14 protein-coding genes are annotated in these 12478 nt (G+C 60.4%); 4 read left to right on the forward strand and 10 right to left on the reverse strand.

Annotated elements, in window-relative coordinates:
- From ACT6QG_RS00400 to fumC, 10 genes are all read right to left on the reverse strand, one after another.
- Window positions 1-165, reverse strand: a 165-nt coding sequence (locus tag ACT6QG_RS00400) for a GTP-binding protein (RefSeq protein WP_444975631.1), incomplete at its 3' end; no start/stop codon positions are given.
- Window positions 166-227: 62 nt separating this feature from the next.
- Window positions 228-2303 carry an elongation factor G gene (fusA, locus tag ACT6QG_RS00405; RefSeq protein WP_444975635.1) on the reverse strand — a complete coding sequence of 692 codons (2076 nt, stop codon included), beginning with the start codon at window positions 2301-2303 and terminating at the stop codon, window positions 228-230.
- Between the two features lie 20 nt (window positions 2304-2323).
- Complete coding sequence (rpsG, locus tag ACT6QG_RS00410; RefSeq protein ID WP_444975636.1) at window positions 2324-2794, reverse strand: 30S ribosomal protein S7; 471 nt, start codon at window positions 2792-2794, stop codon at window positions 2324-2326.
- Window positions 2795-2817: 23 nt separating this feature from the next.
- Window positions 2818-3189, reverse strand: coding sequence for a 30S ribosomal protein S12 (gene rpsL / locus ACT6QG_RS00415; protein WP_444975637.1), 372 nt, complete (start codon window positions 3187-3189; stop codon window positions 2818-2820).
- 528 nt (window positions 3190-3717) lie between these two features.
- Window positions 3718-4701 (reverse strand): malate dehydrogenase, encoded by a 984-nt coding sequence (locus tag ACT6QG_RS00420; protein ID WP_444975638.1) that lies wholly within the window; start codon window positions 4699-4701, stop codon window positions 3718-3720.
- 186 nt (window positions 4702-4887) lie between these two features.
- Window positions 4888-5547, reverse strand: a complete 660-nt coding sequence (locus ACT6QG_RS00425; RefSeq protein WP_444975639.1) for a TPM domain-containing protein — start codon at window positions 5545-5547, stop codon at window positions 4888-4890.
- 58 nt (window positions 5548-5605) lie between these two features.
- The gene (locus ACT6QG_RS00430) at window positions 5606-6463 is read right to left on the reverse strand and encodes a TPM domain-containing protein (RefSeq protein ID WP_444975640.1); all 858 of its coding nucleotides are present in this window, start codon (window positions 6461-6463) and stop codon (window positions 5606-5608) included.
- A gap of 28 nt (window positions 6464-6491) precedes the next feature.
- Window positions 6492-7091: a LemA family protein gene (locus ACT6QG_RS00435; RefSeq protein WP_444975665.1), complete on the reverse strand. Its 600-nt coding sequence runs from the start codon at window positions 7089-7091 to the stop codon at window positions 6492-6494.
- A gap of 16 nt (window positions 7092-7107) precedes the next feature.
- Window positions 7108-7752: a ParB-like protein gene (locus ACT6QG_RS00440; protein ID WP_444975641.1), complete on the reverse strand. Its 645-nt coding sequence runs from the start codon at window positions 7750-7752 to the stop codon at window positions 7108-7110.
- A gap of 133 nt (window positions 7753-7885) precedes the next feature.
- Window positions 7886-9274 (reverse strand): class II fumarate hydratase, encoded by a 1389-nt coding sequence (gene fumC, locus ACT6QG_RS00445; protein ID WP_444975642.1) that lies wholly within the window; start codon window positions 9272-9274, stop codon window positions 7886-7888.
- Between the two features lie 317 nt (window positions 9275-9591).
- Between fumC and ACT6QG_RS00450 the strand changes: the two genes are divergently transcribed.
- The 4 genes from ACT6QG_RS00450 (at window position 9592) to hflC (ending at window position 12377) form a co-directional block, all read left to right on the forward strand.
- Complete coding sequence (locus ACT6QG_RS00450) at window positions 9592-9807, forward strand: DUF4169 family protein (protein WP_444975643.1); 216 nt, start codon at window positions 9592-9594, stop codon at window positions 9805-9807.
- On the forward strand, window positions 9788-10066 hold the full coding sequence (locus ACT6QG_RS00455) for a ribbon-helix-helix domain-containing protein (RefSeq protein ID WP_444975644.1): 279 nt from the start codon (window positions 9788-9790) through the stop codon (window positions 10064-10066). The genes ACT6QG_RS00450 and ACT6QG_RS00455 overlap by 20 nt, the downstream gene beginning before the upstream one ends.
- A gap of 293 nt (window positions 10067-10359) precedes the next feature.
- Window positions 10360-11487, forward strand: a complete 1128-nt coding sequence (hflK, locus tag ACT6QG_RS00460; protein WP_444975645.1) for an FtsH protease activity modulator HflK — start codon at window positions 10360-10362, stop codon at window positions 11485-11487.
- A complete protein-coding gene (gene hflC, locus ACT6QG_RS00465; RefSeq protein ID WP_444975646.1) occupies window positions 11484-12377 on the forward strand; it encodes a protease modulator HflC in 894 nt (297 codons plus the stop codon). Before hflK ends, hflC begins: the two co-directional genes overlap by 4 nt.
- Window positions 12378-12478 lie beyond the last annotated feature (101 nt).

The raw sequence follows: 12478 nt of genomic DNA on the forward strand, positions 1-12478 counted from the left end.
TTCAGGCGCCTTGTCAATCTGGTCATATGCCGTGAAGGAGGCGCCGCCAGCCTCAGCCAGCACCTTCGTGATCGCAGCCGTCAGCGACGTCTTGCCATGGTCAACGTGACCAATGGTGCCGATGTTGCAATGCGGCTTCGAGCGGTTGAACTTCTCTTTGGCCATGGGACGCTCCGTTGGGTCTCTCTGGCTTGATCTTAAGGGCGAAGTGAAACTCAGACCGACGCTTACGCGTACTTGGCCTGAATTTCCTGAGCAACGTTCGACGGAACCTGCTCGTAGTGGTCAAACTGCATGGTGAAGGTTGCGCGACCCTGACTGAAGGAACGCAGGGAGTTCACATAACCAAACATGTTGGCCAGCGGCACCATTGCATTCACGACATTCGCGTTACCGCGCATGTCCTGCCCCTGGATCTGACCACGACGGGAGTTCAGATCACCGATGACAGAACCGGTGTACTCCTCGGGAGTCACCACTTCGACCTTCATCACCGGCTCAAGGAGAACCGACGAACCCTTCTGCAGAGCCTCACGAAGAGCGGCCCGGGAAGCGATTTCGAAGGCCAGGGCCGACGAGTCAACTTCATGGAACGCGCCGTCGATGAGCTGGACCTTGATGTCCACGACCGGGAAGCCAGCCAGAACACCTGCACCGAGAACACTTTCGAGGCCCTTCTGGACGCCCGGGATGTATTCCTTCGGCACCGCACCGCCAACAATCACGCTCTCGAACTCGAAGCCCTTGCCGGCTTCATTCGGCTCGATCACCAGCTTGACGCGGGCGAACTGACCCGTACCGCCGGTCTGCTTCTTGTGGGTGTAATCCACCTCGGTCTTCTTCGTGAGAGTCTCACGATAGGCAACCTGAGGAGCACCCACATTCGCATCGACCTTATAGGTACGGCGCAGAATGTCGACCTTGATGTCCAGATGCAGCTCGCCCATTCCCTTCAGAATGGTCTGGCCGCTTTCCTGATCGGTCGAAACGCGGAAGGACGGATCCTCGGCAGCCAGCTTCGACAGGGCGATGCCCAGCTTCTCCTGGTCAGCCTTGGACTTCGGCTCGATCGCGATCTCGATGACCGGCTCGGGGAATTCCATCTTTTCCAGAATCACGGCCTTGGTCGGATCGCAAAGCGTGTCACCGGTGCGGACATCCTTGAGGCCAGCCAGAGCGACGATGTCGCCGGCATAAGCTTCCTTGATGTCCTCACGGTTGTTCGCATGCATCAGAAGCATACGGCCAACACGCTCACGCTTGTCGCGCGTGGAGTTCAGCAGGCTCATGCCAGCTTCCATCACGCCCGAGTAGATCCGGCAGAAGGTGATCGTGCCGACGAAGGGGTCGTCCATGATCTTGAACGCAAGAACCGAAAGCGGCTCCTGATCCGTGGGAAGACGCTCCGTCTCTTCTTCGGTACGGAAATCGATGCCGCGAATCGCGCCACGATCGACCGGAGAAGGCAGATAGTCGACAACGGCATCAAGAAGCGGCTGAACGCCACGGTTCTTGAAGGCCGAGCCGCAGAAGACGGGGTTGAAGACGCGACCGACAACTGCCTTGCGGATCAGGTTCTTGAGCGTCTGCTCGTCCGGCTCCACGCCATCCAGATAGGCGGCCATGACATCGTCATCAAGCTCGACAGCAGCTTCGATCAGCTTGCCACGATACTCGACAGCCTTGTCCTGCAGGTCCGCCGGGATCTCGCCTTCCTTGAAGTTCATGCCAGTCCCGTCATCTTCCCAGATGATGGACTTCATGGTGATCAGGTCAACGACACCCTTGAAGTTGCTCTCGGCACCGATCGGAATCTGGCAGCAGACAGGATTGCCGGCCACACGATCAACGATCATGTCCACGCAGCGGAAGAAGTCAGCGCCGATCTTGTCCATCTTGTTGACGAACACGATACGCGGCACATCATACTTGTCCGCCTGGCGCCACACGGTTTCCGTCTGGGGCTCGACGCCCTGGTTACCGTCCAGCACGCAGACAGCGCCATCAAGAACACGCAGGGAACGCTCGACCTCAATGGTGAAGTCCACGTGGCCGGGAGTGTCGATGATGTTCAGGCGCTTGCCGCGCCAGAAAGCGGTCGTCGCGGCCGACGTAATGGTAATGCCGCGCTCCTGCTCCTGGCTCATGAAGTCCATGGTGGCAGAACCATCATGGGTTTCACCAAGCTTGTGGTTCTTTCCGGTGAAGAAAAGAATCCGCTCGGTGGTCGTGGTCTTGCCGGCATCAATGTGGGCCATGATGCCAAAGTTGCGATAGTCCTCGATCGCGTGGCTGCGCGGCATTGCTCAGTCCTCGGTTCCGATCACCAGCGGTAATGCGAGAATGCACGGTTGGCTTCAGCCATACGGTGCGTGTCCTCGCGCTTCTTCACGGCAGAGCCGCGATTGTTTGCCGCATCAAGAAGCTCGGCGGACAGACGCTCCACCATGGTCTTCTCGTTGCGAGCACGAGCAGAAGCAATCAGCCAGCGAATCGCCAGAGTCTGACGACGCTCGTTGCGCACTTCCACCGGCACCTGGTAGGTGGCGCCACCAACACGACGAGAGCGAACCTCGACGGCCGGAGCCACATTCTCAAGAGCCTGAATAAACACTTCAACCGGATCGTGCTTGGCCTTGGTCTCGACGACATCAAGCGCACCATAAACGATGCCCTCGGCGACAGACTTCTTGCCATCACGCATCACGGAATTCATGAAGCGGGAAAGCACGGTGGAACCGTACTTCGGATCCGGAATAACCTCGCGGCGCTCAGCCTTGTGACGACGAGACATATCTAATTCCTCACTTCAGCCGATCACTTGGGCCGCTTGGCGCCGTACTTCGAACGACGCTGCTTCCGGTTCTTGACGCCCTGCGTGTCGAGCACGCCGCGCAGAATGTGATAGCGCACGCCGGGAAGATCCTTCACACGACCGCCGCGGATCATCACCACGGAGTGCTCCTGAAGATTGTGACCTTCACCCGGAATGTAGCCGATCACTTCGAAGCTGTTGGTAAGCCGCACCTTGGCAACCTTACGAAGAGCCGAGTTCGGCTTCTTCGGAGTGGTGGTATACACACGGGTGCAAACACCACGCTTCTGGGGGCTCGACTGAAGCGCAGGCGCCTTGTCCCGCGCCTTCTGCGCTTCCCGCGGCTTACGGATCAGCTGGTTGATCGTCGGCATGTACGCCTTCGCCTCGTCCTGACCTGCGGCCTTGACCGCATTCTTCGTTGCACAGCCCGAATGGACTGCATGACTGACCCCTAGGGGCCGTGAATTCTTTCGACCATCGTCACCGACAGTCTCACCACGACAGGAAAGGCGTCACCCACCCCGCAGGGCTTGGGCACACCTTGCCGCGACAGAGGATCACCACGTTCCCGTTTTCTGATCAGAAAACTGACGCCGCGATCATGCACCTGAAGTTATCGCAGTGCTGTTTCCGGCAGCGTCGTGAGCCAAGGAATGCGAGAAATCATAGGGTTATGATTTCCGTGGACCGCGATTCCCGACATGGCATTAACTGCCTGCCCTGAAAGTGGGCTGCTTTTACCCGCAGAGTCGCTCTACGTCAAGCGATTACAAGCTTTCAAGCGGAGAAAAGCGCCCGTCACCGCAATTCACTCCCGCATCCGGAACCACGTGTCTGATCCAGATGCAAAAAGGGGCGCGACGTCTTACGCCGCGCCCCATTAACCATAATGGACAGGATCAGCCCAGAAGCGAGGCGACGCCGTCGCGCTCTTCCAGAAGCTCCTTCAGGGTGATGCCAAACTTCTCCTTGGAGAAGTCATCCATCGGCAGATCCTTAATGACTTCGTAATCACCATTGGAGCAGACGGCCGGGACACCGAATACGATTCCCTCCGGTACGCCATAGGAGCCATCCGAGGCCACGCCCATGGAGACCCAGCCGCCATTGGTGCCGTGGATCCAGTCATGCATGTGGTCAACCGCGGCATTGGCGGCGGAAGCGGCGGAGGACAGGCCGCGCGCTTCGATAATCGCGGCGCCGCGCTTGCCGACGGTCGGAATCAGCGTGTCGCGATACCAGGCCTGGTCATTCACCAGCTCCGGCAGCGGCTTGCCCTTGACGGTCGCGAAGCGGTAGTCGGCATACATGGTGGGGGAGTGGTTGCCCCACACGGCCAGCTTCTCGATATCCTGGGACAGCACACCGGCCTTCTTCGCGAACTGTGAAAGAGCGCGGTTGTGGTCCAGACGCAGCATGGCGGTGATGTTGCGCGCCGGCAGGTCGGGAGCGCTCTTGGCGGTGATATAGGCATTGGTGTTTGCCGGATTGCCGACAACCAGCACCTTTACATCGCGCTTGGCTGATTCATTGAGAGCGCGGCCCTGCACCTTGAAGATCTCGGCATTGGCGGAGAGCAGGTCTGCCCGCTCCATACCCTTGGAGCGCGGACGGGCACCAACCAGAATCGCCGCGTCCACATCCCTGAACGCGACCTTCGGGTCATCAGTGATGACGACATCGGCCAGATTCGGGAATGCGCAGTCCTCAAGCTCCATCACCACGCCGCCAACGGCCGACTGGGCCTGCGGCAGATCCAGAAGCTGAAGGATGACAGGCTGGTCCTTGCCGTACATATCGCCATTGGCGATGCGGAACAGCAGTGAGTAACAGATCTGACCGGCGGCGCCTGTAACAGCGACGCGAACGGCGGGTTTCGTCATGAGATTAGCCCTTTGCCTTGAGTGAGCCCCTAAGTTCGGCCGCGCAATCTAGGCCGCCGCGCTGCTCTTGGAAAGCCATGGAAGCACAACAGGGGGAAGCGAGAAGCAGCACGGGGCCCATTATGCTGTTTTCGCAACCTCGTTCATGGCATCCGCTTTCCTTGAGTTATCCTTTTGCCATCGGCTTCACAGGAGGATGACCCGGTCGTCCAGCTCATTCGCCCCGGAGGTGACAGGGGGAAGAAACGCGGCCAGACGCTCCCCTGCCCGCTCCACCCCGGCGATGATCCCCTCGCCCAGATTCCCCTCACGCGCCCGGCTGGTGATGAGAGCGCAGATCTCGGCCCATGTTTCGGCGCCCGGATGTTCGTGGATTCCCTCATCCGCGACAACTTCGACCATATGCTCATGCCCTGCAACGAAGATGAGCACGCCACTGCGTCCGGTCGTCTGCGTCATGCCATGCGCCAGAAAGGTTTCAATGGCCGCCGCGCGCACCCGCAACCTGAGGAAATAGCCCGGCACCACCCGGTCCGACAGGCCGGGAAGCATGAGGATGAGCGCGCTGACCATGAAAATGGCCGCCTGGATCTCGAGAATCGCCAGGCCAGACATCGGACGCCAGAACTGGATGATCCATGGCAGAAGCAGCGCCGCCGCCCCCGCCCAGACCAGAGGAAAGAAGCGGTGCCGGATGACAGGCGTACCTGAAACCACCACCCGGATTTCCGCGGCGGTTTTCTGCTCGGCAGCGGCAATGGCCCGGGCAATATTCCGGAGCTGGTCTGCGGACAGGCCCAGCTTCTGCATTTTCATCATCTGCCCAGCAGTGTCGCCCGATGACATTCGGTTCCCTCAATGTTCGGCAGCCGGATGGCTCACCACACGGCGCACGATACGGCCCTCACCAGCTGCCGGATGCCCCGCCGCCGCCGGAAGAGCCACCCCGCCCCCCGGACCAGCCGCCGCCCGAACGTCCGCCAAAACCGCCCCGCCCGGAGCCCCAGTCCCATGTCGAGATCATGCCGCCTGCCCCCGCATTCCGTCGTCCCCTCCCCCGGATTCCGGGGCCGCCTGAACTGCCGTTGGATCGCCAGATCATGAAAATGATGAAAGCAAGGAAGATGAGAAAGATGATGATGTCCGCGACATCCTCATCGGTCATCTGGTTCTGCTGGGCCTCCAGCGCGCGGGCACGGGCGCGCGCCTCTTCCGGATCCATGTTCAGCACATCCTGAATGGCCTGCGCGCCCTTCAGCGCCCCCTGCCCCATGTCTCCGGCCTGAAACTCGGGAATAATCGCGTTGCGGATGATGGTGCTGGCGACAGCATCGGTGAGAATGCCCTCAAGCCCATAGCCAACCTCGATACGGACGCGCCGTTCATTTGGCGCGATCAGCAGCAGGATGCCATTATTCTCTTTTGACTGGCCCAGCTTCCATGCCCGGAAGAGGCCATTGGCATAATCCTCGATCGGATACCCCTCCAGCGAAGGCACCGTCGCCACCACCAGCTGATCCGATGTTTTCCCCTCCTGCGCCAGCAGGGCGGCATCCAGCTCGGCGGCGGTCACCGGATCAATGATGCCTGCGGCATCGACCACATGGCTGGTCAGAGGGGGATAGCGGGGCTCGGCATGGGCCGGGCTGCCCGTCTGCGCCAGAATCGCCAGCAGGAGCAACAGGGCACACAAATGGCGCAACACCGCCTGCGGCCACACAAGTGGTCGCGGGCACGAATGGCTGTGGCGGTCTGCGTTCATGAGCCCTGTCCACCCGCAAGGCGCGTCGTCAGAACTTCACCTGCGGCGCCTGCTTCTGCTCCTCGGAAATGGTGAAGGTCTCCATCGGCTTGTAGGAGCGATAGATGGTGGAGGCCCAGATCACACCCGGAAAGGTTTTCAGCTCGGTATTATAGACCCGCACGGCCTCGATATAATCGCGCCGCGCCACCGCAATGCGGTTCTCGGTCCCCTCGATCTGCGACTGGAGAGCGAGGAAGTTCTGGTTTGCCTTCAGGTCCGGATAGGCTTCGGTAATGGCCAAGAGCCGGCCCAGAGCGCCGGAAAGGCGTGACTGCGCCTCCTGGAACTGGCGGAACTGTTCCGGGTCGGTGATGGTGGAGGCATCGACATGAACGGCGGTGGCCTTGGCGCGGGCATCCGTCACCTCGGTCAGAACCTCGCGCTCATGGGTGGCATACCCCTTCACCGTTTCCACCAGATTGGGGATGAGATCCGACCGGCGCTGATACTGGTTGAGCACCTCGCTCCAGGATGCCTTGGCCTGCTCCTCGGCGGTGGGAATGGTGTTGATGCCGCAACCGGCCAGAAGCAGCGAAAAGAACACCATGAATACGGGCGCCCGCAGGCGGCTCACGGACACAACCATTCCAGACATCGCCTTCTCAGCCCCTTTTCTGCTTTCCATCGGATCTTGCCGCTTCCGATGTCTTGCCCGCACGGCGCCCGATAAAGCCGGGCAGATCATGCGCCTCATCAATATGCGAGAGCTTCACGGCAAGTTCCATCGCCAGTTCACTATCACACTCCAACAGGCGCTGTGTCATGAAGGAGCGATAGTAATCCCCCCATTTGAACTCCTGAAACGGCGTATCCTCATTGGAATAGGCCGTGCCCCGGATGGAACGGGCCAGTGTCCGCCACGGATTGTCCGTCAGTTCCCGGATATGGGGTGGAATTCTGGAATAGGGGCGCCGGTTCCCGTTCATGTCGATCGGCCAGCAATAACTGTGCGCTTCCATCCGCGCCCAGAAGGATTTCAGGTCCAGATCAGACCAGTCCTCGAGCTGGGTGCCGAGAATCACGCGTTCATGACCCACCTCCAGCAGGGCGCGGCACAGATGATGATGGTCTATGATATAAATGCGCCCACCCGGCCCCAGCACATGCGGCACCGGCTTGCTCTGCAACAGTGACCTGAGATCCCCCGGCGCGAGCTGGCGCATCGCCTTGGCGCGCTTGCGCACCTCCGCAAGTCCCAATGTCAGCTGTGTTGGATGCAGATCATGAATACTTGCGTCCTGCTCCATCAAGCCCCCCATAGTGTCAGCCCATTCCTGTCAGACAGTCCGCAGCAAGTTACCCCCTTCCCCAGAGATACAAAAGAAAATGGCGTGCCAATTTTCATCGACACGCCACATTCAGAAGAGATCCAGAGACGGATCAGTTCGGAGAAATCATCTTCTCCGGACGGACAATCTCATCAAATTCTTCATTGGTGACATAACCGCCCCCGACAGCCTCATCGCGCAGGGTGGTGCCATTCTTGTGCGCGGTCTTGGCGATCTTGGCGGCATTGTCATAGCCGATCTTCGGCGCCAGCGCGGTCACCAGCATCAGGGAGCGTTCCAGCGCGGCCTTGATATTGTCCTCACGGGCCTCGATGCCCACCACGCAATGCTCGGTAAAGCTGACCGAGGCATCCGCCATCAGGCGTACGGACTGGAGGAAGTTGTAGGCCATCACCGGGTTGAACACGTTCAGCTCGAAATGGCCCTGGCTGTCCGCGAAGGTCAAAGTGGCATGGTTGCCGAAGATCTGCGCGCAAACCTGGGTCATCGCCTCACACTGGGTGGGGTTCACCTTGCCCGGCATGATCGAGGAGCCCGGCTCATTCTCGGGCAGAGCCAGCTCACCAAGGCCGGAACGCGGCCCGGAGCCGAGGAAGCGGATGTCATTGGCAATCTTGAACAGGGAAGCCGCAACGGTGTTGATCGCGCCATGCGTGAACACCATCGCGTCATGTGCCGCCAGAGCCTCGAACTTGTTCGGGGCGGATGTGAAGGGCAGCTCGGTGATCTTGGCGATCTGCCCGGCAACCTTTTCAGCAAAGCCGATGGGCGCATTCAGGCCGGTGCCGACAGCCGTGCCACCCTGCGCCAGCTGCATCAGCGCCGGCAGGGTCAGCTCGATACGCTCGATGCCATTGGCCACCTGCTGGGCGTAGCCGGAGAACTCCTGGCCAAGGGTCAGCGGGGTTGCATCCTGCGTATGGGTACGGCCGATCTTGATGATGTGATCCCAGGCCTTCGCCTTGGCATCCAGTGCTGCATGCAGCTGGCGCAGGGCCGGGATGAGACGGCGCACAACCTCTTCCGCACAGGCCACATGCATGGCGGTGGGGAAGGTGTCGTTGGATGACTGGCTCATATTCACATGGTCATTGGGGTGCACGGGCTTCTTGGAGCCCTTCTCACCGCCCAGAATCTCGATGGCGCGATTCGAGATGACCTCGTTGGCATTCATGTTGGACTGGGTGCCCGAGCCGGTCTGCCAGACCACGAGGGGGAAATGCTCGTCCAGCTTCCCGTCGATCACTTCCTGCGCGGCGGCAATGATGGCATCTGCCAGCTTGGGATCGAGACGGCCAAGATCGCGATTGGTTTCAGCGGCGGCGCGCTTCACGATGCCCAGAGCGCGAACGACCGGAAGCGGCTGCTTCTCCCACCCGATCTTGAAATTGCCCAGAGAGCGCTGCGCCTGAGCGCCCCAGTAACGGTCCGCGGGAACTTCGATTGGACCAAAAGTATCCGTTTCAGTACGGGTGGTCATCGGCTTAACCCTTTCATCACCATGAAACACGCAGCGCGGGCTCCTTAGCACATGTCGCGAGGAGCGGGGAAATTACGATCACAAAGACGCGATAATCCCCTGTCAGGCACTAAATTTATTCCCTGGAGGTAACCGGCGGAGGGCAACCTTCCGACAAATGGCCATATTCTCGCGGCGCACCGAGAGGTATTCTGGTCGCCGACTGCAACAAAACCAGAGCATCAGTCTGGTTCCTGCACGTAAGCCGGAGCGTGTGTGTTGCCTCTTCGCGCATGTATACAAGTCTAGCCAGCCGGTTTGGGGGAACCGGCTGTTCCATGAGGTGTAAATTGGGCGACGTCATCAGTCTTCATCGAGAACGCAAGGTGCGCACACGCCGGGCGGAGCAGGCAAAGGCAGAAGAGAACCGGGTTCGATTCGGCAGACCGCGTGCTGAACGTGACATTACGAGCAAGACTTTGGAACGCCAGCGTCGCCTTCTTGAAGGCCATGCCCTGACCGGAAGGGAAGAAAATGAAAAGCCCCGTGGTTAAGCGCTCTATTGTCATTGCAGGGCATAAAACCAGCGTCAGCCTGGAAGACGCCTTCTGGGAAGCACTCAAGGAAATTGCCAGCGGGCGCCGCCTGACCCTTTCCGATCTTGTCGCCAGCATCGATTCCGCACGCAGCCAGGGCAATCTGTCCTCTGCTATCCGCCTGTTTGTGCTCGAACATTATCGAGCCGCAGCCCAGAGCGCGCGGAACAATAATAGCACTGAACGCAACGGTTCCGTCCCTCCTCCCGTTGCGTAAAGTTCATCAGCATCCTATTTGCTGAAAGTGGAGAACCGGTCCTCGCGTTGAAAGGCGAGGACCGGTTCCCTATAACCATGCGGTGGCGTGGCCGTGATAAGGAAGGTATGGAGCCTGGGCTTTTGCTGGCCAGTTCCACATTTCCGGACTCTGGCTGCCTGAAGATTCGCCATCCGGCGGAGGACAGGCAGGTTTTCACGCATGAGATTCACAGCCCGGCCTGCCTTGCGCGGTGCCGGGCAAGACACGGTGTGATGCGGCGGCCTGAGGGGCTCCGCTGAGGAGAGACACGGATGTCATGGAAAAATCAGAGTGGCGGCCCATGGGGGAGTGGGCCGCGCGGCCCATGGGGAAATGGGCCATCCTCCAACGGACCAACGCCACCTGATATTGAAGACATCATCCGCCGCAGTCAGGACCAGCTCCGCACCATGCTGCCGGGTTCGTTCGGCGCGAAAGGTGTCATTCTTGTCCTGATCCTGATCATTGCGGGCTGGCTTCTGTCCGGCTTCTACCGCGTTCAGCCGGATGAGCAGGGCGTCGTTCTCCGGTTCGGCAAGTTCATCGGCATCACCCAGCCCGGCCTGAACTATCACCTGCCCTATCCGATCGAAACCGTGCTGACCCCCAAGGTCACCCGCGTGAACCGCATCGATATCGGCATGCGCGTTGCCGAAGAGCCGCGCCGTGGCGCAACCATGCGCGATGTGCCGGAAGAGAGCCTGATGCTCACCGGTGACGAGAACATCGTGGATGTGGACTTCTCGGTGTTCTGGGTCATCTCGAATGCCGAACAGTATCTGTTCAACGTCCAGAACCCGGAAGGCACGATCAAGGCCGTGGCGGAAAGCGCCATGCGTGAAGTGATCGGCCGCACCGATATCCAGCCTGTCCTGACCGGGGCGCGCCAGAATATCGAGACCGCGGTGCAGGAGCTGATGCAGCGTACGCTGGACCAGTATTCCGCCGGCGTGCGGGTCACGCAGGTGCAGCTGCAGAAGGTTGACCCTCCGGGTGAGGTGATCGACGCCTTCCGTGACGTGCAGGCCGCCCGCGCCGACGCCGAGCGCGCCCAGAACGAAGCGCAGACCTATGCCAATCGCGTTCTGCCGGAAGCCCGTGGTGAGGCCTCCCGCATCGAGAACGCCGCCCAGGCCTATCGTGAGCGCACCGTTGTGGAAGCCCGCGGCCAGGCAGCCCGCTTCCTGTCCATCTATGATGAATATCTGAAAGCCAAGGATGTGACGCGCGAGCGCATGTATCTGGAAACCATGGAGCGTGTGCTCGGGGGCGTTGACAAGATCATCGTCGATCCCGGTACCGGCCAGCAGGGCGGCAGCGGTATTCTCCCGGTTCTGCCCCTCAATGAGATGCTGAACCGCAAGCCGGCAGCCAGCACCACGCAGGGAGGTCAGCGGTGAGAAATCAGGTTCTGGGCGTTGTTCTCGCCATCCTCGTCGCTGTCGGCCTCGTCGTGCTGTACTCGGCCGCCTTCATCGTCAACCAGACCCAGCAGGCGCTGGTATTGCGCTTTGGTGAGCCGCAGGCGCCCATCACAACGCCGGGCCTGCACTGGAAGGTGCCCTTCATCGACAGCGTGGTCTATCTCGACAACCGCACGCTCGATCTGGAAATGCCTTCGCAGGAAGTGATTGCCTCGGATCAGAAGCGTCTGGTGGTGGATGCCTTCGCGCGCTATCGCATCACCAATCCCCTGCGCTTCTATCAGGCTGTCGGCACGGTCGAGGCGGCCAACTCCCGCCTTGCCACGGTGCTCAGCTCGGCCCTGCGCCGCGTTCTGGGTGAAAGCACCTTCATTTCCGTTGTGCGTGATGATCGTGAGGGTCTGATGCGCCGTATCGCGGAGCAGGTGAACCGCGAGGCTACCGGCTTCGGTATCACGGTGGTGGATGTCCGCATCCGTCGCGCGGACCTGCCGGAGGCCAACTCCAAGGCGGTGTTCCAGCGCATGCAGACCGAGCGCCAGCGCGAAGCCGCCGATATTCGCGCACAGGGTAACGAGGCCGCCCAGCGGCTGCGCGCCCGGGCCGAACGTCAGGCAACCGTTATCGTGGCTGAAGCCAGCTCCAAGGGCGAGCAGCTGCGCGGTGAAGGCGATGCCGAACGCAACCAGATCTTCGCCGAAGCTTTTGGGCGTGATCCGGAGTTCTTCACCTTCTACCGCTCCATGCAGGCATATGAGGCCAGCATGAAGTCGGCCGATACCCGGCTGCTTCTGAGCCCTGATTCCAGCTTCTTCCGCTATTTCCAGAACCCTGTCGGGGCTGGAAAGCCGGCTGCTGCGAACTGAGTGATATTGCCCCATCCAATGGGTCAGGATCTGCGGCGGAGTGTGCATGGCACGCTCCGCCGTTTTCTTTCCGGGGGCGGCTTTCACGCTGACACTGGACT

The sequence above is a fragment of the Haloleucobacter ellipsoideus genome (assembly GCF_052491725.1).

Bases quoted from the DNA above. Each gene is read 5' to 3' on its own strand.
- fusA (WP_444975635.1), bottom strand. From the start codon at position 2,303: ATGCCGCGCAGCCACGCGATCGAGGACTATCGCAACTTTGGCATCATG.
- rpsG (WP_444975636.1), bottom strand. From the start codon at position 2,794: ATGTCTCGTCGTCACAAGGCTGAGCGCCGCGAGGTTATTCCGGATCCG.
- rpsL (WP_444975637.1), bottom strand. From the start codon at position 3,189: ATGCCGACGATCAACCAGCTGATCCGTAAGCCGCGGGAAGCGCAGAAG.
- ACT6QG_RS00420 (WP_444975638.1), bottom strand. From the start codon at position 4,701: ATGACGAAACCCGCCGTTCGCGTCGCTGTTACAGGCGCCGCCGGTCAG.
- ACT6QG_RS00425 (WP_444975639.1), bottom strand. From the start codon at position 5,547: ATGTCATCGGGCGACACTGCTGGGCAGATGATGAAAATGCAGAAGCTG.
- ACT6QG_RS00430 (WP_444975640.1), bottom strand. From the start codon at position 6,463: ATGAACGCAGACCGCCACAGCCATTCGTGCCCGCGACCACTTGTGTGG.
- ACT6QG_RS00435 (WP_444975665.1), bottom strand. From the start codon at position 7,091: ATGGTTGTGTCCGTGAGCCGCCTGCGGGCGCCCGTATTCATGGTGTTC.
- ACT6QG_RS00440 (WP_444975641.1), bottom strand. From the start codon at position 7,752: ATGGAGCAGGACGCAAGTATTCATGATCTGCATCCAACACAGCTGACA.
- fumC (WP_444975642.1), bottom strand. From the start codon at position 9,274: ATGACCACCCGTACTGAAACGGATACTTTTGGTCCAATCGAAGTTCCC.
- ACT6QG_RS00450 (WP_444975643.1), top strand. From the start codon at position 9,592: ATGAGGTGTAAATTGGGCGACGTCATCAGTCTTCATCGAGAACGCAAG.
- ACT6QG_RS00455 (WP_444975644.1), top strand. From the start codon at position 9,788: ATGAAAAGCCCCGTGGTTAAGCGCTCTATTGTCATTGCAGGGCATAAA.
- hflK (WP_444975645.1), top strand. From the start codon at position 10,360: ATGTCATGGAAAAATCAGAGTGGCGGCCCATGGGGGAGTGGGCCGCGC.